This window comes from Variovorax sp. P5_A3 (assembly GCF_056400665.1).
In genome coordinates this window covers 34,331-55,452 of record NZ_JBFUKW010000029.1, presented here as the reverse complement: position 1 = coordinate 55,452, position 21,122 = coordinate 34,331, and the positions used below count along the sequence as shown (strand labels likewise).

The 21,122-nt window shown below is 66.4% G+C and carries 19 protein-coding genes; 13 read left to right on the top strand and 6 right to left on the bottom strand.

What is annotated here, in order from left to right:
• Nucleotides 1-55 precede the first annotated feature (55 nt).
• The 3 genes from AC1D3B_RS30830 to AC1D3B_RS30820 are packed head-to-tail and all read right to left on the bottom strand — an operon-like array spanning nucleotide 56 to nucleotide 3,872.
• On the bottom strand, nucleotides 56-1,069 hold the full coding sequence (locus AC1D3B_RS30830; protein ID WP_478194481.1) for an ABC transporter permease subunit: 1,014 nt from the start codon (nucleotides 1,067-1,069) through the stop codon (nucleotides 56-58).
• A 21-nt stretch (nucleotides 1,070-1,090) separates the two neighbouring features.
• A complete protein-coding gene (locus tag AC1D3B_RS30825; RefSeq protein ID WP_478194480.1) occupies nucleotides 1,091-2,638 on the bottom strand; it encodes a sugar ABC transporter ATP-binding protein in 1,548 nt (515 codons plus the stop codon).
• On the bottom strand, nucleotides 2,631-3,872 hold the full coding sequence (locus tag AC1D3B_RS30820) for an ROK family protein (protein ID WP_478194479.1): 1,242 nt from the start codon (nucleotides 3,870-3,872) through the stop codon (nucleotides 2,631-2,633). Before AC1D3B_RS30820 ends, AC1D3B_RS30825 begins: the two co-directional genes overlap by 8 nt.
• 305 nt (nucleotides 3,873-4,177) lie before the next feature.
• Here AC1D3B_RS30820 and AC1D3B_RS30815 point away from each other — a divergent pair, with 305 nt between their 5' ends.
• The 3 genes from AC1D3B_RS30815 to AC1D3B_RS30805 all read left to right on the top strand — a co-directional run bounded on the left by AC1D3B_RS30815 (nucleotide 4,178) and on the right by AC1D3B_RS30805 (nucleotide 7,924).
• Entirely contained in the window at nucleotides 4,178-5,584 is a 1,407-nt protein-coding gene (locus AC1D3B_RS30815) for a selenium-binding protein SBP56-related protein (protein ID WP_478194478.1), read from the top strand.
• Nucleotides 5,585-5,607: 23 nt separating this feature from the next.
• Nucleotides 5,608-6,297 (top strand): hypothetical protein, encoded by a 690-nt coding sequence (locus AC1D3B_RS30810; RefSeq protein WP_478194477.1) that lies wholly within the window; start codon nucleotides 5,608-5,610, stop codon nucleotides 6,295-6,297.
• A 217-nt stretch (nucleotides 6,298-6,514) separates the two neighbouring features.
• Nucleotides 6,515-7,924, top strand: a complete 1,410-nt coding sequence (locus AC1D3B_RS30805) for an MFS transporter (RefSeq protein WP_478194476.1) — start codon at nucleotides 6,515-6,517, stop codon at nucleotides 7,922-7,924.
• 19 nt (nucleotides 7,925-7,943) lie between these two features.
• Here AC1D3B_RS30805 and AC1D3B_RS30800 read toward each other — a convergent pair whose 3' ends face one another.
• On the bottom strand, nucleotides 7,944-8,729 hold the full coding sequence (locus AC1D3B_RS30800; protein ID WP_478194475.1) for an IclR family transcriptional regulator domain-containing protein: 786 nt from the start codon (nucleotides 8,727-8,729) through the stop codon (nucleotides 7,944-7,946).
• 181 nt (nucleotides 8,730-8,910) lie between these two features.
• On the opposite strand from AC1D3B_RS30800, the gene AC1D3B_RS30795 reads away from it, so the two are divergent.
• From AC1D3B_RS30795 to AC1D3B_RS30755, 9 genes are read left to right on the top strand one after another with little or no spacing between them, the layout of a single operon-like run.
• Nucleotides 8,911-9,834, top strand: a complete 924-nt coding sequence (locus AC1D3B_RS30795) for a shikimate dehydrogenase family protein (protein ID WP_478194474.1) — start codon at nucleotides 8,911-8,913, stop codon at nucleotides 9,832-9,834.
• 38 nt (nucleotides 9,835-9,872) lie between these two features.
• The gene (locus AC1D3B_RS30790) at nucleotides 9,873-11,219 is read left to right on the top strand and encodes an MFS transporter (protein ID WP_478194473.1); all 1,347 of its coding nucleotides are present in this window, start codon (nucleotides 9,873-9,875) and stop codon (nucleotides 11,217-11,219) included.
• Nucleotides 11,219-12,730, top strand: a complete 1,512-nt coding sequence (locus AC1D3B_RS30785) for a carboxylesterase/lipase family protein (RefSeq protein WP_478194472.1) — start codon at nucleotides 11,219-11,221, stop codon at nucleotides 12,728-12,730. The genes AC1D3B_RS30790 and AC1D3B_RS30785 overlap by 1 nt, the downstream gene beginning before the upstream one ends.
• A 25-nt stretch (nucleotides 12,731-12,755) precedes the next feature.
• Nucleotides 12,756-13,643, top strand: a complete 888-nt coding sequence (locus tag AC1D3B_RS30780) for a sugar phosphate isomerase/epimerase family protein (protein WP_478194471.1) — start codon at nucleotides 12,756-12,758, stop codon at nucleotides 13,641-13,643.
• On the top strand, nucleotides 13,640-14,473 hold the full coding sequence (locus tag AC1D3B_RS30775; RefSeq protein WP_478194470.1) for a shikimate dehydrogenase family protein: 834 nt from the start codon (nucleotides 13,640-13,642) through the stop codon (nucleotides 14,471-14,473). Before AC1D3B_RS30780 ends, AC1D3B_RS30775 begins: the two co-directional genes overlap by 4 nt.
• 8 nt (nucleotides 14,474-14,481) lie before the next feature.
• Entirely contained in the window at nucleotides 14,482-15,693 is a 1,212-nt protein-coding gene (gene pcaB, locus AC1D3B_RS30770; RefSeq protein ID WP_478194469.1) for a 3-carboxy-cis,cis-muconate cycloisomerase, read from the top strand.
• Nucleotides 15,690-16,112, top strand: a complete 423-nt coding sequence (locus AC1D3B_RS30765; protein WP_478194468.1) for a carboxymuconolactone decarboxylase family protein — start codon at nucleotides 15,690-15,692, stop codon at nucleotides 16,110-16,112. Before pcaB ends, AC1D3B_RS30765 begins: the two co-directional genes overlap by 4 nt.
• Nucleotides 16,109-17,317, top strand: a complete 1,209-nt coding sequence (locus tag AC1D3B_RS30760; protein ID WP_478194467.1) for a multidrug effflux MFS transporter — start codon at nucleotides 16,109-16,111, stop codon at nucleotides 17,315-17,317. The genes AC1D3B_RS30765 and AC1D3B_RS30760 overlap by 4 nt, the downstream gene beginning before the upstream one ends.
• Nucleotides 17,314-18,078, top strand: coding sequence for an alpha/beta fold hydrolase (locus AC1D3B_RS30755; protein WP_478194466.1), 765 nt, complete (start codon nucleotides 17,314-17,316; stop codon nucleotides 18,076-18,078). Before AC1D3B_RS30760 ends, AC1D3B_RS30755 begins: the two co-directional genes overlap by 4 nt.
• Nucleotides 18,079-18,102: 24 nt before the next feature.
• Here the strand turns inward: AC1D3B_RS30755 and uraD are convergent, their stop codons facing one another.
• Both uraD and AC1D3B_RS30745 read right to left on the bottom strand, forming a co-directional pair.
• Nucleotides 18,103-18,645, bottom strand: coding sequence for a 2-oxo-4-hydroxy-4-carboxy-5-ureidoimidazoline decarboxylase (gene uraD / locus AC1D3B_RS30750; protein ID WP_478194465.1), 543 nt, complete (start codon nucleotides 18,643-18,645; stop codon nucleotides 18,103-18,105).
• A complete protein-coding gene (locus AC1D3B_RS30745) occupies nucleotides 18,642-19,976 on the bottom strand; it encodes an MFS transporter (protein ID WP_478194464.1) in 1,335 nt (444 codons plus the stop codon). Before AC1D3B_RS30745 ends, uraD begins: the two co-directional genes overlap by 4 nt.
• 149 nt (nucleotides 19,977-20,125) lie before the next feature.
• Here AC1D3B_RS30745 and AC1D3B_RS30740 point away from each other — a divergent pair, with 149 nt between their 5' ends.
• Nucleotides 20,126-21,079 (top strand): LysR family transcriptional regulator, encoded by a 954-nt coding sequence (locus AC1D3B_RS30740; protein WP_478194463.1) that lies wholly within the window; start codon nucleotides 20,126-20,128, stop codon nucleotides 21,077-21,079.
• Nucleotides 21,080-21,122: the final 43 nt, after the last annotated feature.

The following is a 21,122-nucleotide window of genomic DNA, read 5'->3' as shown; positions in this document are numbered from 1 at the left end:
TGCCCCCTGCAAGGGGGTGGAGAGCGACACGAAGTGCGCGAGCCTGGGGGTGTACTCATGTCCTCGCGGAATCCTTGCGGCGATAGCGGTCCAGCGCGACGGCGCCGATGATCACGAGGCCCTTGACGATGTACTGCCAGATGTCCGAGACACCCATCAGGATCAGGCCGTTGGTGAGTACCGCGATGATCAGCGCGCCGATCAGCGTGCCCAGGATCGAGCCGGTGCCGCCGACGAAGCTGGTGCCGCCCAGGATCACCGCCGCGATCGCGTCGAGTTCGTACGAGGCGCCGAGCTGCAATCCGTTGGCCGCATAGAGCCGTGCCGAGGCCATGACGCCGCCGAGTCCCGAGAGCAGCCCCGAGGTGCAATACACGAACAGCAGCACCGCCCAGACCTTGATCCCCGCGAGGCGCGCGGCTTCGGGGTTGCCGCCGACCGAGTAGATGTTCAGTCCCAGCACCGTGCGTCGCAGGATGAACCACGACAGCGCCACCACCGCGAACGCGATGATCACAAGCCAGGGAACGCCCAGCACTTCGCCATTGCCGATGAACGCGAAGGGCAGTTGCGGATTGAAAACCGTCGCGTCGTTGCCGATCAGTCGCGCAATGCCGCGCACCGCAGTGAGCGAGCCCAGCGTGACGATGAACGGCGGCAGCTTGACGAAGGCGATCAGGATGCCGTTGACCAGTCCGAACAACAGTCCGCAGGCCAGCCCGCCGGCGATGCCCAGCATGCCGAACTGCGGGAAGTTCGACACCAGCATCGCCACCACCGCGGACGCAGCGAGGATGGAGCCGACCGACAGGTCGATGCCCCCCGTGAGGATCACGAAGGTCATGCCGGCCGCAAGCACGATGTTGATCGAGGCCTGCTGCGTCATGATCGACAGGTTCTGCAGGCTGAAGAAGTTCTCGCTGGCAAAGCTGAACCCGATGCACAGCAGGATGAGCACAGGCAGCATGCCGAGCGCGCGAATGATTTCCTTGCCCGTGGCGCCGCGCAGCGCGGAGGGGAGGGCGGGGTTCTCCGCCGCCGGGATGGCGGGCGATGTCTGCTTGTTCATTGCATGTCTCCTGGGGCCGTCTCAGTGCAGCGTCGGGGTGTGGGTGGGAACCGCGCCGGTGGCGAGCGCGACGATGTTTTCCTGGGTGATGGCCTGCCCGCTTCCGCCGCCGACCTCTCCGACGAGGCGGCCCTCGCGCATCACGATCACGCGGTCGCAGATGCCGACGACCTCTGCCAGCTCGCTCGAGATCACGAGCACAGCGACGCCGCGTCGTGCGAGTTCGTCGATGAGGCGGTAGATCTCGCTCTTGGCTCCGATGTCGACGCCGCGTGTCGGCTCGTCCAGGATGAGCACGCGCGGTGCGAGTTCGAGCAGGCGCGCGAGCAGCACCTTCTGCTGGTTGCCGCCCGAGAGCGACCCGACGTTGACGCGCGCCGAGGCCACGCGGATTGAAAGCTGCGAGATGGCGTCGCGCGCCCGCTTCGCCGCGCGTTTGCCGTCCATCACGCCGCCCGCGTTCGCATCGCGCGGGCACACCATCACGTTGATGTTGTCGCGCACCGAGAGGTCCAGGAACAAGCCCTGTCCCTTGCGGTCCTCGGTGAGATAGAGGATGCCGGAGCGGATCGCGTCGATCGGCTGGGTGATGTTCAGCACCGCGCCCGCGCCGTTCAGCGACACCTCGCCGCCGGTGCGTGGATCGGCGCCGAAGATGAGGCGCGCCAACTCGGTACGGCCTGCGCCGACCAGACCGGCCAGGCCGAGCACTTCGCCCGAATGCAGTTCGAAGCTGCAGCCATGCACGCGCCGGCCGTCGCTGAGTCCGCGCACCGTGAGCGCCTTGGCGCCGGTGTGCTGGCCATGGTGTTCCTTGCGGTAGAAGCCCGACAGGTCGCGGCCCACCATCATCTTCACGAGCTTGTCGCGCGAGAGTTCGGCGCGGCCCAGCGTGCCGACGTAGGTGCCGTCGCGCAGCACCGTGACTTCGTCGGCGAGCTCGTCGATCTCGTCCATGCGGTGGCTGATGTAGAGGATCGCGAGCCCTTCGTCGCGCAAGCGGCGGATCAGCGCGAAGAGGCGGTCGGTCTCGTGCGTCGACAGCGGCGTGGTGGGTTCGTCCATCACCAGGATGCGGCAATCGAAATGCACCGCGCGGGCAATTTCCACGAGTTGGCGCTGGGCGATCGAGAGGGTCGCGACACGGGTCGCGGCGACGAAATCCGCGCCGAGCCGCTGCAGGGTGGCCTCGCAGGCGGCCGCCATTCCGGCGCGATCCACCAGGCCGCCGCGACGCAAGGGCCGGCCCATGTAGATGTTCTCGGCCACGGTCAGGTTGGCGGCCAAACTCAGTTCCTGGTAGATCACCGATACGCCGAGGTTCTTTGCCGCGAGCGGGCCGTCGATGTGGACCAGCTTGCCGTCGATCAGGATCTCGGCACCGGGGTCGGGCATGTAGGCGCCCGAAAGCACCTTCATCAACGTCGACTTGCCTGCGCCGTTCTCGCCCATCAGTGCGTGCACATGGCCAGCGCGGGCGCTGAGGCGGACATCCTGCAGCGCCTTGACACCGGGAAAGGTTTTCGAAATCTTGCGCAGTTCGAGCAGCGCAGTGGGGGATTCAGGCATTGGCCGTCTCCTGGTTGGCGTGTGGGCGACCGCGCAGGACGTCGGCGCGCGGCGAGAAATTGAAGAACATGGGCAAGCTGGCGGCGCCGATCGCGCCGGCATCGGCGCGGAAGGTGCCACGAAGGATGCGAGGGGTCTGCCGCGCCTCTGGCGCGATCAGGCGCAGGCCGGAGTCGATGCGCTTCATCAACTCGTCGACGATGCCGTTGTCGATGTCGCAGTCGACAACCACAGCGGGCAGGTCCAGTACGGCAAGCGATGCACGAAGGGAGGGCACCAGCGCATCGACGCAGTCATCGAGCCATTCGTGCACTTCGACGCGACCGGATTTGACGCAGTCCTCGAGGTCGGCGTGGCCCTGTATCGCAATGCCGTGATGCCGCAGATGGCGCGCGAGCGAATTGAGTGAGGCGCGCGACAGCAGGATGTCCCACGGCCGGTCGGACACTGGTGCAGAAGGCAGGCGACTGGGCAGCACGGGCATCAGCCCGAGGTCGGCCGCATTGCCGCTGCTGCCGCGCAGGCTCTCGCCGCCGATCACCGCGCCTGCGCCGAGTGCCGCGCCGATGAAGACGTAGAGGAAGTCGTCCTCCTCGCGGCCGACGCCGAAGAACGTTTCGGCGATCGCTGCGGCGTTGCCGTCGTTTTCCTTGAAGACAGGCTGTTCGATCGCCTGGGACAGCAAGGTGCCGAAGTCCACTTCGTCCCAGACGCGGAAGTCCGCCTTGAGGTCGAGTTCGCGCAGCCAGCTTCCGAGGTTGTAGGGCTGCGCGAGGCCGACACCCATGAGGCGGTGGCGTTGCGGGGGGGCAAGCACGCTCAGCATCCGGCCGACGTCCTTGCGAACCAGCGCGAGCGCCTCGTCGGGGTGGGGCAGCAGCAAATCGTGCGCCTCCCGGGCCAGGATCTTGCCGCCGAGATTGATGAGCACCGTTTCGATGCTGGTGCGGTCCAGGCGCACGCCGATGCCGTAGGCGCCCTCGGGGTTGATGCGGTAGAGCCCTGCGGGCTGGCCGCGCTGGCCTTCCTGGCGCCGGCCGGCCGGTTCGATCAGCCGCGATTCCTCCAGTGACTGCACGATGCTGCCGACGGCGGTGTTCGTCAGTTGGGCCCAGCGCGCGAGATCCGCCTTCGATGCCTCGCCCGCACGGCGCAGACGCTGCAACAGCGTGCGCTCGTTGTAGAGGCGAAGGTTGACCGAGTTCGTACCTCGACCGAGGCCCTTGGATTTCACTGGCTTGTCTCCTTGCCACCTCGGTAGAAACCGCGGCGCCATTAATTAATTCAAGTTGAATAAATGGTAGGAGCGAGTCGATGCAGGGCGTTGAGGGTTAACCCGGAAAAATGCAAGAAAGTATGTATTCGACGCTGCTGCGGCATTCCAGCGGCAAGTCGGCGTCATCACGGTATCGGTGCTCACGTCGTGATGCATCCAAGGGCTACCGTTGGTGGGCCGCGGCGCGCATACTGGCGCGCGGCCAAGCCGGGCTGAATGCTTTCGCGCCCCACGTCGCTTCGAAACTTTTGCAGGAGCCCGCCATGCTCGAATCGCTGCGAACCGACCCCACGTTCCATCCCTCTCCACGCCTCGCGATGGAAGCCGAGCCCGAGCGCATCGCCTACACCGCGCTCCTTTCACCCGACGCCTCCCGGCCCGATGCATTGGCCGTCGTCGACGTCGATCCGGCTTCCAAGACCTACGGCACGGTGCTGTACCGGCTCGACATGCCGAACCGCGGCGACGAGTTCCACCACTTCGGCTGGAATGCCTGCAGCTCGGCGCTGTCACCGATGTCGGGGCATGCCTTCCTCAAGCGGCGCTACCTGATCATTCCGGGCATACGCTCGTCGCGGGTCTACATCGTCGACACGCAGCCCGATCCGGCGCGCCCGACGATCGTGCGGACGATCGAGCCCGAGGAGGTCGTGCGCAAGACCGGCTATTCACGTCCGCACACCGTGCACTGCGGGCCGGAGGGCCTCTACATCAGCACCCTCGGCGGTGCCGGCGCAGACGGAACGGACGGCCCGCCCGGCGTGTTCCTGATGGACTGCGAAAGCTTCGAGATCCTTGGCAAGTGGGAGATCGAGCGTGGCCCGCAGAAGCTGCACTACGACTTCTGGTGGAACCTTCCGCGCGACTACATGGTTTCGAGCGAATGGGGCCTGCCGCCACAGTTCGAGAACGGCATCGTCGCCGAAGACTTGCTCGGCAATCGCTACGGCCACCAGCTTCACTTCTGGGACCTGCGCGCGCGCCGCCATGTGCAGACCATCGACCTGGGCGCCAACCACCAGATGGCGCTGGAGATCCGGCCCGCGCACGATCCGACGCGCGAATACGGCTTCGTCGGCGTGGTGGTCGACACCACGAACCTCGAGGGCTCGATCTGGACCTGGTGGCGCGAAGGCGGCAAGTTCCATGCGAAGAAGACCGCGGTCATTCCGCCGGAACCCGCCGACGCGTCCCTCCTGCCCGATCTGCTCAAGGGCTTCGGCGCCGTCCCGCCGCTGATCAGCGACATCGACCTTTCCCTGGACGATCGATTCCTCTACGTGGCCTGCTGGGGCACCGGCGAACTGCGCCAGTACGACGTGTCCGACCCGATGAACCCGCGCCTGGCCGGCAGCGTGCGCATCGGCGGCATCGCGAAGCACACGCCGCATCCGAACGGCTCCGCCTTCGGCGGCGGCCCGCAGATGACCGAGGTCAGTCGCGACGGCAAGCGCGTGTACTTCACCAACTCGCTCTACAGCAAGTGGGATGCCCAGTTCTATCCCGACGGCATACCGGGGCGGCAAGTCATGTGCAACGTCGGCAAGGACGGCGGCATCGAGCTCGACAAGAAGTTCGTCGTCGATTTCGGCGCGGAGTACGGCGCGCACCAGATCCGTCTGCAGGGCGGCGACTGCTCGACCGATTCCTTCTGCTACCCGTCGGCCTGAGCCGGTCCGATGCGGGGTTCCTCGTGAGCACCGCGGCAACTGCGTCGCTCTGGGCTGGCGTCGTGGCGATCGGCGTCTTCCACGGCCTGAATCCGGCCATGGGCTGGCCGCTGGCGGTGGCCAACGGCCTGGGCGAAAAGCGCAATGCGGCGGTCCTGGCGACCTGGGTGCCTCTGGGCCTCGGCCACCTGCTGGCAATGGCGCTCGTGCTGGTGCCGTTCGCGATGCTCGCGTGGATGCTGCAGTGGGGGCAGGAAATCCGCATCGGCGTCGGCGCGCTGGTGATGCTGTTCGGCGTATCGCGGCTGGTGCTGCCGCATCGCCACCGTTGGGCGGGGCGCATCCGACCGACGCAACTGGCGCTGTGGTCCTTCCTGATGGCGACCGCCCATGGCGCCGCGTTGATGCTGCTGCCGGTCCTCATCGGGCTGTGCGAACCGCTATCGGTCGGTGTGACCGAAGGCGCGTCCCTTCCGGTCTTCGATCACACGTCCATGATGGCCCTGATGCGTTCGAGCGTCGGCATCGCGGTCACGGTTTCGCTCGTTCACAGCGTGGCGATGATCGGCTCCGGGCTGGGCATTGCGTGGATCGTCTATCGCTTCCTGGGCTTGCGGGCCCTGCGCGCCGCCTGGATCGATCTGGACGTGGTCTGGGCCGTGGCGCTGATCGCGTCGGGCGCTGCCGCCATTGCCACGGCAGTCTTTGCCTGATCGGCGGTTGCGCCGGCCGCGGATGGTCGGGACAAACCCTGACTGCGTGCGAACAGTGTACAGGCGCGTTCGATGATCGATCGGTCGATGGTCCTGGAGCGTTGTGAAGAAGGCCTCGCCGCCTCACAGTCGCGGCTTCAGTCATCGGTGATCGCACATCGACTGAATCTGTCCCGATTCTTCGCACCCATTCGAACCACCCCTATCGGAGAGACAAATGAGCAACCCCAAGGACCACGAGCCGAAAGGCCGACACCAGTCGAGCAAGGCCGCCGCCAGCGGCTGGATCGGCTCGGCGCTGGAGTACTACGACTTCTTCATCTACGCCACTGCGGCCTCGCTGATCTTTCCGCAGATCTTCTTTCCGTCGGGCAATCCGAGGATCGCGATCATCGCGTCGCTGGCCACCTACGGCGTCGGCTACATCGCCAGGCCCATCGGCGCTTTCGTGCTCGGGCACTGGGGCGACACGCGTGGTCGCAAGCACGTGCTGATCGTGTGCATGTTCCTGATGGGCTTCTCGACCATCGCGGTCGGCCTGCTGCCGACGTACTCGCAGGTCGGCCTGCTCGCACCGGCATTGCTCGTTGCATTGCGCCTGATCCAGGGCTTCGCCGTGGCCGGCGAGATCTCCGGCGCCAGCTCGATGATCCTTGAGCACGCACCTTTCGGCCGCCGCGGTTTCTTCGCCAGCTTCAGCCTGCAGGGCGTCCAGGCCGGCCAGATCCTGGCCGCCGCCGTGTTCCTGCCGCTGGCGCACTACATGCCGCAGGACGCCTTCCTCTCGTGGGGCTGGCGCATTCCGTTCCTGCTGAGCTTCGTGGTGATCGTTGCCGGCTACATCATTCGCCGCGAGGTCGACGAGACCCCTGCCTTTGCCGAGGAAGTCCGTCAGGGTGAAGTGCAGAAGGCGCCGATCGTCGAGGCGCTCACCAACAACTGGCGCGACATGCTCCGCGTGATCTGCGCAGCCCTGATGAACGTCATCCCCGTGGTCGCGACGGTCTTCGGTGCAGCTTACGCAGTGCAACCCGCCTACGGGATCGGCTTCGAGAAAGACATCTACCTCTGGATTCCGGTGCTCGGCAACATCCTCGCGGTGATCGTCATTCCGTACGTGGGCAACCTCTCCGACAAGATCGGCCGCAAGCCGCCGATCATCATCGGTGCGCTCGGCTCCGGACTGCTGTCCTTCGGCTACCTCTATGCGATCAGCATCCACCACGTGCCGCTGGCGATCGTCATGTCGCTGCTCATGTGGGGCATCGTCTACCAGGGCTACAACGCCGTGTTCCCGAGCTTCTATCCGGAGCTGTTCCCGACGCGTTCGCGCTGCTCGGCCATGGCCATCTCGCAGAACCTCGGCACTGCCGTGACCGCCTTGCTGCCCGCACTTTTCGTCGCCGTAGCGCCCCCCGGCGCGACCAACATCCCGCTCACGATCGGCGCGCTCACCTTCGGCATCACGGTCATCTCGGCGCTTGCAGTCCTCAGCGCACGGGAAACCTACCGTATCCACATGAAGGACCTCGGTGACCCGAACGCGGTGCCGGTGCCCAAGTCGGACTACGAGCAGATGCGTGCGCGGACGCTGGCGGACGCGAGGTTGGCCAAGGCGGTCGCGTAAAACGCTGACCGCACCGGAGTCAGATCAGACTCCGCATCGCCTGCGCGGTTTCGCGCAGCACCGGCAAGACGCGGGCGACCGCGTCTTCGCTGCTTTCATGACCCATCGGCATCGTCACGTTGAGCGCCCCCACCAGATCGCCATGCCGATCGCGCAGCGGCACCGCGATGCCGCGCGAGTTGAGGTCCAGTTGCTGCTCCGACAGCGCCCAGCCCTGGGAGCGGATGCGCGCGAGTTCGAGCTTCATGCGCTCCTTGCTCGAGATGGTGTGCGACGTGAAGACTGCCAATTCGCGTGCTTCCAGCCAAGCCACGCGTTCCTCGTCGCTGCGCATCGCCAGCATCAACATCCCCGCCGCCGTCACCTGCGCCGGCACGCGCGCCCCCAGCACGTACCCGGTGCTCATGCTGCGGTTGGGGCCGTTGCGAGCGATGTAGACCACTTCATCGCCATCCATCACGCTCAGGTAGGCAATCTCGTGCGTGCCGGCCGCCACGCGCTGGAGGAAGGGCTGCACGATGCGCGGCAGCCGGGCGGATTCGAGATAGGACTGCCCGAGCCGCAGCACACGCGGCGTGAGCCAGAAGAGCTTGCCGTCGCTTGCCACATAGCCCATGTGCTGCAGCGTGAGCAGGTAGCGGCGCGCGGCGGTGCGGGTCATGCCCGTGCGCTGGCCCGCCTCGCTGGCCGTCATGCGGGGATGCGCGTCATCGAAGGCTTCGATGATCGACACGCCGCGCTCGAGGCCGGCGATCCAGTCGCGCTTGTCGAGGCCCGGCGGGGCGGGGGACAGGTCTGTAGTCATGCGATGCTTCGGCAGATCTGGGGGATACCCTGAATTCGTCCGATTATCGATCATGACTGGTCGATGATCGCATTTTTGTCAACCGACTCGACGCCAAGTTGCCGCAGCGGAAACTACATTAGCGTCGCTTCCCTTCGAATCGCGCGATAGTCGAACAAATCCCGAAGAAGCGAGACCCTCCATGTTCCCTTCCATCGTCGGCAGCACCGCCCTCTACCTGCTCCCTGGTGACCCTGTGAAGAACGTGCGCCTTCCGCGCATGTTCAACGCGGTATTCGAACGCTTCGGCATCGACGCGGTGATGGCGCCAGTGCAGGTGCCTCGTCGCGATCTGGCGGTGTTCGTCAAGGCGGCCTTCCTCGCAAAGAACGTGCGGGGCATGGCGATCGCGCCGCCGCACAAGCCCTTGCTGGTCGACTTGCTCGATGGCTGCGGTCTCTTCGGCCGGGTGGCGGGATCGGTCAACGTCGTGCGTCGCATCGACAACGGCGAACTCGAAGGCGACCTGTTCGACGGCGAAGGCCTGATCGGCGCCCTGGACCGCTACAACATCCCTTTCCGCGGCAAGCGCGTGCTGATCCTCGGTGCCGGTGTGAGCGCGGCCGCGATCGGCGTGGCGCTGGCCGAGGGCGGCACGGTCAACGGTGCCGAGCACATCGCCTTCTACGACACCTCGGCCGGCAAAGCCGCCGGCGTTGCGGCCAAGCTCGATTCATTCTTCGATGCGAACACTGTTGCCGTCGACAGCAACGACCCGGCGGGCTACGACCTCGTTGTCAACGCGACCTCGCTCGGCCTGTCCCCGGACGACGCTCTGCCTGTCGACGTCGCCCGCATGGACGCGCACGCCGCGCTGTTCGACATCCTGTTGCGCAGCCAGCCCACGCCCCTGGTGCGCGCCGCGCGCGAGCGAGGACTCAACGCGCAGGCCGGATTCGAGATGCTTATCCAGCAAATGCCGCACCACCTCGATTTCTTCGGTCACAAGGACGCGGCGAACGGCGTCCGCCACGACGCGAACTTCCTGCGCGAACTCATCTATCCGGCCTCGATGGCCGACGAGATTCACCACCCATTGCGCTACCACTCGGCCAGCGTGGCCTGAAAGCGCTTTTCGCCCATTACAAGGAGAGGCAAGAAACCATGGCCATCACAATGAGCCCCGCCGACGCATCCCGGTCGCGTGAACCCGAGGTCGTCAAGACACCCAGGAAGGCCGCTTTTGCAAGCTGGATCGGCAGTGCCGTCGAGTACTACGACTTCTTCATCTATGGCACGGCGGCCGCGCTGGTGTTCGGCAAGATCTTCTTTCCGTCGGTCGACCCCAAGCTCGCCACGGTGGCGGCCTTCGCGACCTTCGGCGTGGGCTACATCACGCGCCCGATCGGCGCCTTCTTCATGGGCCACATCGGCGACAAGTTCGGCCGCAAGAAGGTGCTGACCTTCACGCTGCTGCTGATGGGCATCTCGACCTTTCTCATCGGTGCCTTGCCCACCTACAACCAGGTCGGCATGGCGGCGCCGATCATGCTGGTGATCCTGCGCCTGCTGCAAGGCCTCTCGGCGGCGGGCGAACAGGCTGGTGCCAATTCGATGACGCTGGAGCATGCACCCGACCATCGTCGCGCCTTCTTCACGAGCTTCACGCTGAGCGGCACGCAGATGGGCTTCATCCTGGCGACGATCGTGTTCCTGCCGATTTCCGCGCTGCCGGAGGACCAGTTGCTGTCCTGGGGCTGGCGCATTCCATTCTTCCTGAGCGCGGTCGTTGTGGCGGTCGGCTTCTGGGTTCGGCGCACGCTGCCCGAGACACCGGCCTTCAAGGAAGAGGCCGATGCCAACGAGACCGTCAAGCTGCCCGCGGCCGTCCTGTTCCGCGACCACACGCCCGCTGTACTGCGCGTGATCTTCGGTGCGCTGGTGTCGGTCGTGAGCACGATCTTCGGCCTGTTCGTCCTCTCTTATGCGGTGAACACGGTGCACATCCCGCGCGCCACGATGCTCACGCTGCTGGTGTGCTCCAACGTCGTCGCGCTGGCGGCGATCCCGCTGTGGGCCATCCTGTCCGATCGAATCGGCCGTAAACCGGTCTTCATCTTCGGTGCACTGGGTTGCGCGGTGCTGATCTGGCCGACGCTCTGGGCCATCAGCAAGGGGGATCTGACGCTGATCTTCGTGTTCGGCCTGCTGACCTCCGGCATCGTCTACAGCGCGTCGAACGCGATCTGGCCCTCGCTCTACGGCGAGATGTTCGACACCCGCGTGCGCCTCTCCGGCATGGCGATCGGCACGCAGATCGGCTTTGCGCTCGGCGGCTTCGCGCCGAGCATCAGCGCCGCGATCCTGGGCGACGGCCCGAACGGCTGGATGCCTGTGGCTGCGCTGACATCGATCTCCGCAATCATCGCGGCGATCGCCATCTCCACGGCGCGTGAGACCTACAAGGTGCCGATGCACGAACTCGGCAAGAACCCGAAGGCGAAGGTCTGATGCGACGCGAATCCCCCCAGGCATCGGCGCTCGCCGTCACCATGGACACCACGGTCCAGGTTGAAGGCGGCCTGGTCGCCGGCGTGTCCGACGCGGAGACGGGCGTGCACGCCTACCTGGGCGTTCCGTTCGCCGCGCCGCCGGTGGGCGACCTGCGCTGGCGGGCGCCGGCACCGGTGGTGGCCTGGGAGGGCGTTCGGCAGGCGGATCGCTTCGCGCCGCAGTGCGTGCAGCCGGGCCGTACGCCCGACTCGGTCTACGCCGAGTTCGCCGGCACGCAGGCGATGAGCGAAGACTGCCTCTACCTGAACGTGTGGACGCCTGCGAAGACGCCGGGCGAAGCGCTGCCGGTCATGGTGTGGATTCATGGCGGCGCATTCCAGCAGGGCTCCGCGGCCAACCCGGTCTTCGTGCGTGGCAACCTGCCGCAGCAGGGTGTCGTGCTGGTCACGATCAACTACCGCCTTGGCCCCTTCGGCTTCATGGCGCATCCCGAATTGAGCGCAGAAGCAGGGGGCGCATCGGGCAACTACGGACTGCTGGACATGGCGGCGGCACTGCGCTGGGTCCAGCGCAACATCGCGGGGTTCGGCGGCGATCCCGCGAAGGTGACAGTCTTCGGCCAGTCCGCGGGTGCCCATGGTGTCATCGCGCTGATGGCATCGCCGGAGGCGCGAGGCCTCTTCAGGCACGCGATCGCGCAGAGCTTTGGCATCAGCCCCACGGGGAATCTCGCGAAGGCCGAGGAGCGTGGCGTGCGATTCGCCGAAGGCGCAGGCGCCAGCACTGTCGCTTCGCTGCGCGCCTTGCGCGCTGATGAACTGCTCGAACATTACCTCGCGCAGTCTGCTCGATTCATGCCGATCGCCGATGGCAAATTTCTGCCAAAGCCACTGGCCGACATCTTTGCGGCGGGCGAGCAGCAGGCCGTGCCGCTGCTGACCGGCTGGAATCGCGATGAAGGCACCACGTTTCCGGCCGCGTCCGGCGCCGAGGCTTTCCGGGCGCAGTTGCGCCAACGCTTCGGCGAGCGCGCCACAGCGGCCGAAGCGTTCTATCCGGCAGGCAGCGATGCGGAGGCGGTGAAGTCGAGCAGGGCGCTGTTCGGCGATGAAGTCTTCGCAGGAGGCGTGTACGCCGCCGCGTGTGCGCAGGCGCACATCGCACCCACCTACCTCTATCACTTCGCGCACATGCAGCCCTTCAAAGTCGGTCAGGCCTATCGCGAAGCCGATCCCGCGACGGAGCTCGGCGTGTTCCACAGCTCGGAGTATCCCTACGTCTTCGGCACCACCCGCGAACTCTCGCGCGACTGGGGGAAGGAAGACGATCGCGTGACTGCGCTGATGCAGGCCTACTGGTGCCAGTTCGCGAAGACGGGCAACCCCAACGTCGACGGCCTGCCGCAGTGGCCGCTGTTCGACGAGGGCAGCCCCACGATGCTCGAACTCAAGCCCGAGTCGGAACTCGTCGAGGTGCCGCGCCGCGCACACCTTTCCTTCATCGCCTGACCCAATCGTTCAGATAGAGAGATCCATGGCCATTGCACTCGACCGCTTCGGCTTCAACACCGTCACCATGGGCGGTGAGCTCGGCCACAAGCTCGAATGCATGAAGGCGGCCGGCTTCGCGGGTGTCGAGCTGTGGGCGCGTGACCTCATCAACCACCCGGCCGGCGTCGAGAAGGCCGCGCAACTGGTGAAGGACAGCGGGCTCAAGGTCACCGATTTCCAGCCCTTGCGCGACTTCGAGTGCGCGCCCGACGCGATGCGTCCGCACCGGCTTGAAATGGCGCGCGAGCAACTGCGTCAGATGTCGCTGGTCAATACCGACCTGCTGCTGTGCTGCTCGACCACGTCCCCGCTCGCCATCGACGACCCCGACCGCGCGGCCGAGGACCTGCGAACCCTCGCCACCCTGGCCACGCCGCTCGGCATCCGCATCTGCTACGAGGCCCTCTCCTGGGGCCGCCACACGAACCGCTGGCACCAGGCGTGGGACATCGTGCGCCGCTGCGACCGCGAGAACGTCGGGCTGAATCTTGACTTCTTCCACATGTCGGTGCACGGTGACGACACGCCGGAGACGCTCGCGCAACTGGCGGAGGTGCCGGTGGAGAAGATCTTCCTGGTGCAACTCGCCGACTACTTCTTCGAATACAGCGATCGCCAGGCCGACATGATCGAACTTGCCCGCCACCAGCGCCTGTTTCCGGGCGAAGGCCTGCACGACGTGCGCGACCTGGTGCAGTTGCTGGAGGACAAGGGCTATCGCGGGCACTACACCTTCGAAGTGTTCAACGACGACTACGTGAATTCCGATCCCATGGTCATCGGCCGGCGCGCCATGAAGAGCGCGCGCTGGATCAGCGAATCGCATGTGACCGGCGGCGTGCCGGCGTATGCCTACCAAGGAACATCATGATTTCCGGAAAGACCACCCTCATCGCCCACCTCGGCTACCCGACGGAGAGCTTCAAGGCTCCCATGATCTACAACCCCTGGTTCGACAAGCAGGGCATCGATGCGGTCGTCATGCCGATGGGCGTCAAGGCCGAGGATTACGCCGGGGTGCTGGCCTCGGTGTTCCGCCTCACCAACATCCGGGGCGCCCTGGTGACCATGCCGCACAAGATCACGACCATGTCGTTGGTCGACGAAGTCACGCCCACCGCGAAGATCGCCGGCGCGTGCAACGCGATCCTGAAGCGCCCCGACGGCACCTTGCTGGGCGACCAGTTCGACGGCGCGGGCTTCGTGCGCGGCGTCCTGCGCAAGGGGCGCCCGCTCGAAGGCGCACGCGTGCTGGTGTCGGGCAGCGGCGGCGTGGGCTCGGCCATCGCGGCTTCGCTGGCTGCGGCCGGCGTCGCCGAGATGGCGCTTTTCGATGCGCACGCTGCATCGTCCGAGGCACTCGCGGGACGGCTGCGCACGCACTATCCGAAGCTGAAGGTCACCACCGGATCGAGCGATCCCGCGGGCTTCGACGTGATCGTCAATGCCACGCCGCTCGGCATGAAGGAGGCGGACCCGCTTCCCTTCGACGTCGCCCGCATCGCCCCGACCACCTTCGTCGGCGAAGTCGTGATGAAGAGCGAATACACGCCGCTCCTGCGCGCCGTGCGCGACAAGGGCTGCATGGTGCAGGTCGGCACCGACATGCTGTTCGAGATGATCCCGGCCTATCTTGAATTCTTCGGCTACGGCACGGCCACGCCGGAAGAGCTGCGGGCCGTGGCCACGCTCGCCTACTGATCACTCCCATGAGCATCTTCGAAGGTTTTCTCTCCACGTCCGAAACACTGGGCGCATTCAGCGACCGCAATTTCGTCGACGCCATGCTTCGCTTCGAAGCGGCGCTCGCGCGCGCGCAGGCGCAGGTCGGGCTGATTCCCGAGTCGGCCGCGCATTCCATCGTGGGAAGCTGCAAGGTCGAGTTGTTCGACGTCGCCAAGATCGTGCGCGACAGCGGCCGCGCCGGCAGCGTCGCGATCCCGCTGATCAAGAGCCTGAAGGAGGCCGTCGGCCTCTTCAACGCCGAGGCCGTGCGCTACGTGCATTTCGGCAGCACCAGCCAGGACGTGATCGATACGGCGATGGCCCTCGTCACGCGCGAGGCCGTTGCGCTGATCGAAGCGGATCTTTCCAAGGCGGCGCAGGCATTGCTGCAGCATGCGCAGCGCCATGCCACCACGCCCATCCTGGCGCGCACGCTGATGCAGCCTGCTTCGGTCACCAGTTTCGGACTCAAGTGCGTGGGCTGGGCGGCGCCGCTGGTGCGCAGCAAGACGCGCATCGGCGAAGCGGCCCGGCACGCGCTGAACGTGCAACTCGGAGGCGCCGTCGGCACCTTGGCGCAAATGAAAGGGCAGGGGCCCGAAGTCCGCAGTCAGATGGCCCAGGCACTGGGCCTGGGCGATCCCGGCGCGACCTGGCACACGCAACGCGACGAATGGATCGCGCTCGGTTGCGAATTCGGCCTGATGGTCGGCAGCCTCGGAAAGATCGCGAAGGACATCTCGCTGATGGGCCAGTACGAGGTCGGCGAACTCGCCGAGCCCAGCGAGCCGGGGCGCGGCGGCTCTTCGGCGATGCCGCACAAGCGCAATCCGGTCGCATCGATGGTCGCGCTCGCCGCGGCGCATCGTGCGCCCCAGCGCGTGGCGGCGCTGCTGGCCGCGATGCCGCAGGAGCACGAGCGCGCGCTGGGTGCGTGGCAGGCCGAGTTGGCCGAGTGGCCGCAACTGCTGATGTCCGCGCACGGCAGCGCGCGGGCGCTCGCGGGTGCATTGCCCGGATTGCAGGTGGACGTCACGCGCATGCGTTCCAATATCGACCGCTTGCGCGCGGAATTGCCGCGCGATGCCGCGGACGAATGGTTCGATCCCGCATTGGCCGAAGCGGCCGGCGCGACAGCATTGGCGCAGGCATTGGCACTGCAGGCTCAACTCAACACACCGGACACCGTACGATGACTTCTCCCGAAACCCCGGCCCCCGACTACGAATCGGGCCTCGTCAATCGCCGGCGAGTCCTCGGCGACGCCTGGGTCGACCGGTCGCTGGCGAATCGCAACGACTTCAACAGCGAGTTCCAGGAACTCATCACCCGCCACGCCTGGAACGACATCTGGGGACGTCCCGCACTGGGCGACAAGACGCGCCGGTACATGGTGCTGTCGATGATGCTCGGCATCCACGCCTACGAGGAGTTCGCGATGCACGTGCGCGCGGCGCTCGACGGCCCGCCCGAATCGAGACTCACGCCGGACGACATCAAGGAAGTGATCATGATGGCCGCGATCTACTGCGGCGTGCCGGTTGCCAACCATGCGTTCGGCATCGCGACCGGCATCCTGCGCGAAAAGGGCCTGCTCGCGGACGCACCCAAGTGACCGGGGCTGCCGCGCGCAGCGGCATCTCCTTCGCATTGCTGTTGCCGCTGCTGCTCGCCGCCCAGCCGGTGGCGACCGACAGCTATCTCCCGGCGCTGCCGGCCATTGCGCAGGACCTCGGGTCCGCCAGCGCGAGCCTCACCGTCTTCGTCCTGGCTTTCGGGTTCGGGCAACTGCCGTGTGGGCCGCTGTCCGACCGCTTCGGCCGTCGTCCGGTGCTCCTGACCGGCCTGGCGTGCTACACGATCGCCGCGCTGGGCTGCGCGGTGGCGCCGGGCATCCCCATGCTGGTGAGCTGCCGCGCGCTGCAAGGTTTTTCGATGGCAGCCATCCTGGTTTGCGCGCGCGCGGCGGTTCGTGATCTCTATCCGGCGCACGAAGGGCCGCATGTCATGGCGCGCGGCCTGACCGGTCTTGGCGTGGTCGCGCTCATCGCGCCGGTGCTGGGCGCCTACCTGGTGCAGGCGACGGGCTGGCGCTGGGTCCTCGGCGGCATGGCGATCTATGCGCTGGTGCTGTGGGCGCTTTGCTTTCGCGGGTTCACCGAAACCCGGGTCAAGGCGGCCGATCCCTCCGCGGCGAAGGGCAGCGTGCGCGAAGTCTTCGCGAGCCAAAGTTTTCGCGCATGGGCCTCTCTCGCTGCCGCAACCTACGGCGGCCTGTTCTGCTTCCTGCTGCTGTCGCCGATGGTCTACATCAGCTACCTGGGGCTTTCGCCGGCCTGGTACGGCTGGATTCCTGCGGGTGGGTCGCTGGTCTACATCTTCAGCACGACGATGTGCCGCCGCCTGCTCACGCGCCACGGTGCGGTGCGCACGGTGCAGATGGGCTCGCTGCTGAGCGTTGCGGGGCCGTCGCTGCAAGCGCTGGGCTGCTGGCTGCTGCTCATGTCGGTGTGGCCGCTGCTGCTGGGCCATGCGATCTACTGCATCGGCCATGGCCTTCATCAACCTTGCGGCCAGGCGGGTGCCGTCGGCGACCTGCCCCACCTGGCCGGACGCGCGGTATCGTGGTCGGGCTTTGCGATGATGGCGGTCGCGTTCGTCGTCGGGCAGATCGCCGCGAGTTTCGTCAATCCCCAGTTCAGCAACGGCGCCTGGCCGATGGTGGTGCCGATGGCGCTGGCCGGTCTCACATTGGTGCTGATCGCCTATTTCTGGCTGCCGCGTCTGCCGATCACTCATCCACGAAAGGAAACACCATGACCCGTTTGAATGTCGTCCGCGAGGGCAATGGCCCGATCGTCGTGCTGAGTCACGCGCTGGGTTGCGACCTCCATATGTGGGACGGCGTCGCCGCCCTGCTGGCACGCGCCCATACCGTGGTGCGCTACGACCACCGCAACCACGGCGCATCCGAGACTGTCGCCGGCCCGTTCACGCTGCAGACCCTGGCCGACGATGCGGCCGAGGTGATCGAGCGAGAGGCGGAGGGAGAGCCGGTGCATTTCGTGGGTCTCTCGATGGGCGGCATGACCGCGCAAGCGCTTGCGCCTGCGCATCCGAAGCTGCTCAAGAGCGTGGTCATTGCCAATTCGTCGCCGCACTATCCCGACGCTGCGCCATGGCGTGCGCGCGTGGAGACCGTGCAGGCGCAAGGGGTCGCGGCCATCGCGCCGGGCGCCGTGGCGCGATGGCTCACGCCGGCCTATGTTTCCACGCCGGAAGGCGCCGCCGCCGCGCGAGTTCTGCACGACACGCTGGTGCGCACCGACGCGGCCGGCTACATCGCCAGTTGCGATGCGGTCGCCGCCATCGACTTCCGCGACAGCAACCGTCGCATCGCGGTGCCGACGCTGGTGATTGCCGGTACCCTTGACGAGGCCACGCCACCCTCGATGTCCGAGGCGATGGTGGCGGCCATTCCGGGATCGCGCCTGGCCACCATCGAAGCGGCGCACTTGAGCGCGGTCGAGCGGCCGGTGGAGTTCACGCAACTGCTCGTCGATTTCTGGCGCAGCCTCTGAGCCGCCGCCGGAGCGTCTGCTCGGTCACATGACCGGCGTGGCCAGCAGCCTCCCGAGCCGCAGCCGCGTGATGATCGCGATCTGGTCCAGCGCGGCTTCGAGTTCGGTGTCGGTGTCCCGTTCGGTGCGCATGCGCAAGGCCTCAAAGATCTGAGCGCGGGTGTTGGCGAGCACTGCGATCACGAAGGGAAAGCCATGCTTCGCCGCGTACGCGGTGTTGAGCGCGCGCAGCGTCTGCAACTGTTCGCGGCTGAGCGCATTGAGGCCGGCTTGCTCCGTCGTCGAATGGCCGGTCATCGTGCCCGCCTGGGCTTCCTTGCCTGCCAGCTCCGGATGCATGCGCAGGAAATCGATGCGCACCTCGCGGGACGTTGCGCGGACCACGTCCATCATCGTGCGGTGCAGTTGGTCGATGCTCGCGAACGGCCGTTCGGCCCACGCATTGGTCGCGACCCATGGCGAGTGCTCGAACACACCGCCCAGCGCGGCGACGAAGCGCACGCGGTCGAGCTGGTTGATGTCGGCCAGCGTCAACGCCGGTGTTTCGACAGCAAGTACTGCACTCATTGGGTCACCGCCTTCTTCGCGAAGCGCGGCACGAACGCGATGATGAGAATTGCCGCGCAGACTTCGACCGCAGCCACGATGAAGAGGCCCGGGGACAGCAGGCCGGTCGAGGCCTTGATGGCGCCCAGCATCGAGGGTGCGCCGAAGCCGGCGAGATTGGCGATGGAATTGATCAGCGCCACGCCGCCCGCAGCAGCCGCTCCGGCGAGGAAGCGACCCGGCAGCTGCCAGAAGACTGGAATCGCGCTCATGGTGCCGACGATGGCGAGGGTCTGAGCCGCCAGCGCGAGCATCGGGCTCTGCTTCATGAAGAGGGCAGTGAGCGCGAGTCCGACCGCGCCGAGGGCCGCCGCGAAAGCACAATGCAGCCGGCTCTCCTGACGACGGTCGGAGTGCAGCCCGTTGCAGATCATGCCGACGGCGCCGCAGAGGTACGAGAAGGCCATGATCCAGCCAACGGTCGCGGGATTGGTAAAGCCCACTTCCTTGACCACCGACGGGCCGAAGAAGGTCAGCGACGAGTTGGCCGCGATGATGCAGAAGAAGATCAGGATCAGCAGCCACATGCGGCGGTCCTTCAGCGACGCGATCAGGCTCTCTTCGCGATGACCGAGCGCCTTGCTGTCGCGCGCCATGTCCTCGTGCACCAGGCGGCGCAGTTCGGCCGTGAGCCACTTGGCCTGCTCGGGGCGATCCGTCAGGTAGAACCAGGTCACGAAGCCTGCGAGCACGGACGGGATGCCTTCGATCAGGAACACCCACTGCCAGCCCGACCAGCCGTTCATGCCGTGCAGGTTGTTCATGATGGTGCCGGCCAGTGGGCCGCCCAGGACGCCTGCGATCGCTGAGGCCGACATGAAGATGCCGAAGGCCTTGGCGCGCCGCTCGCTCGGGTACCAGTAGGTCAGGTACAGGATGATCCCGGGATAGAAGCCGGCCTCGAACACGCCCATGAGGAAGCGCAGGAAATAGAACATCGCCGGCGTCTTCACGAACATGGTCGCGACGCAGACGATGCCCCAGCCGATGGTGATGCGCATGATCGTCTTGCGCGCACCGATCTTCTGCAGCAGCAGGTTCGACGGCACTTCGAAGAAGAAGTAGCCCAGGAAGAAGATGCCGGCGCCCAGTCCGTACACCGCCTCGCTCCAGCCCAGTTCGTCGAGCATGGTGAGCTTGACGAAGCCGACGTTGACGCGATCGACCCAGGCCAGGACCCAGAGCGCGAAGATGAATGGAATGATGCGCCAGGTGATGCGGCTGTACGCCGCGTCGAGCGCGCTGGGCGGCGCGACGGGCGCTGCGTGTTGCGGGACTTCCAGGGTGGCCATGAACAATCTCCTTGGCGGGTCATTGGGGGTCATCGAAGGGGTCTGGGGATTGGGCCAGCCGACCCCCGACCTGTCGATACCGCCGCGGCATGTGATTCGCTATAGACTGCATCGGACATATCGATAGACAGCGACTACGGGAAAACACCATGCAACGCGGCGTTGATCTGCTCGACGGTCACTTGCTGCGCGTGCTCGCCACAGTGGTGGAAGAGCGCAGCGTGTCGCGCGCCGCGGCCCGTTTGCGACAGACGCAGCCGGCAGTGAGCGGTTCGCTCAAGCGGCTGCGCGAGATATTCGGGGACGCCCTGTTGGTGCGCGACGGCACGACGATGGTGCCGACCGCGCGGGCAGCGGGCCTTGCGACCCAGGCGCGACGGGCGCTGGGCGAACTGGAGGCGCTGCTGGTCGAACCCGATGAGTTCGTCCCGGCCCATGCCGAGCAGCGGTTCAGGATCGCGTCGCCCGACTACATCGCCCCGTCATGGATCGCGCGGCTGGCGCAGCACGTCGGTGTCGAGGCGCCGCACTGCCGCATCGAGCTTCGCGCCCTAGGCCCGACTTTCGATTTCGAACGCGCGCTCGGTGACGACGAACTCGATCTCGTGATCGGCAACTGGCCTTCGCCGCCCGAGCATCTGCATATCTCGCTATTGCTGGAAGACGAACTGGTCTGCCTGATGGCGCGCGACCATCCGCTGGCGCAGGGCGCCACGCAGCTCCGCGAGGAGGACTATCTTGCAGCCGGTCATGTGGTGCCGGTCCCTTACGCGATGGCGCAGCGCGGCGTGGTCGAGACCTATCTGGGCGAGCGCCGACTGGGTCGCGATGCGCGCGTGCAGGTGCCGTACTTCGGGCTCGCGCCGTCGATCGCGGCCAGCACGCAACTGATCTTCACGACCGCGCGGCACTTCGCCGAATACCACGCGCAACTGTTGCCGTTGGCGCTGCTGAAGGCGCCGGAAGGCTTTCCTCGTATGCGCTTCTATCAGCTCTGGCACGACCGGGTGCATCACTCGCCCGCCCATCGCTGGCTGCGCAGCCTGGTGGCGCAGTTCGGACGCGAACTGGTCACCCAAGATGGCGCAAAGACGGTGGGGTGATCGACGCCGGGGTGGTTGAAAGATGCGCGACCGGCCTCATCAT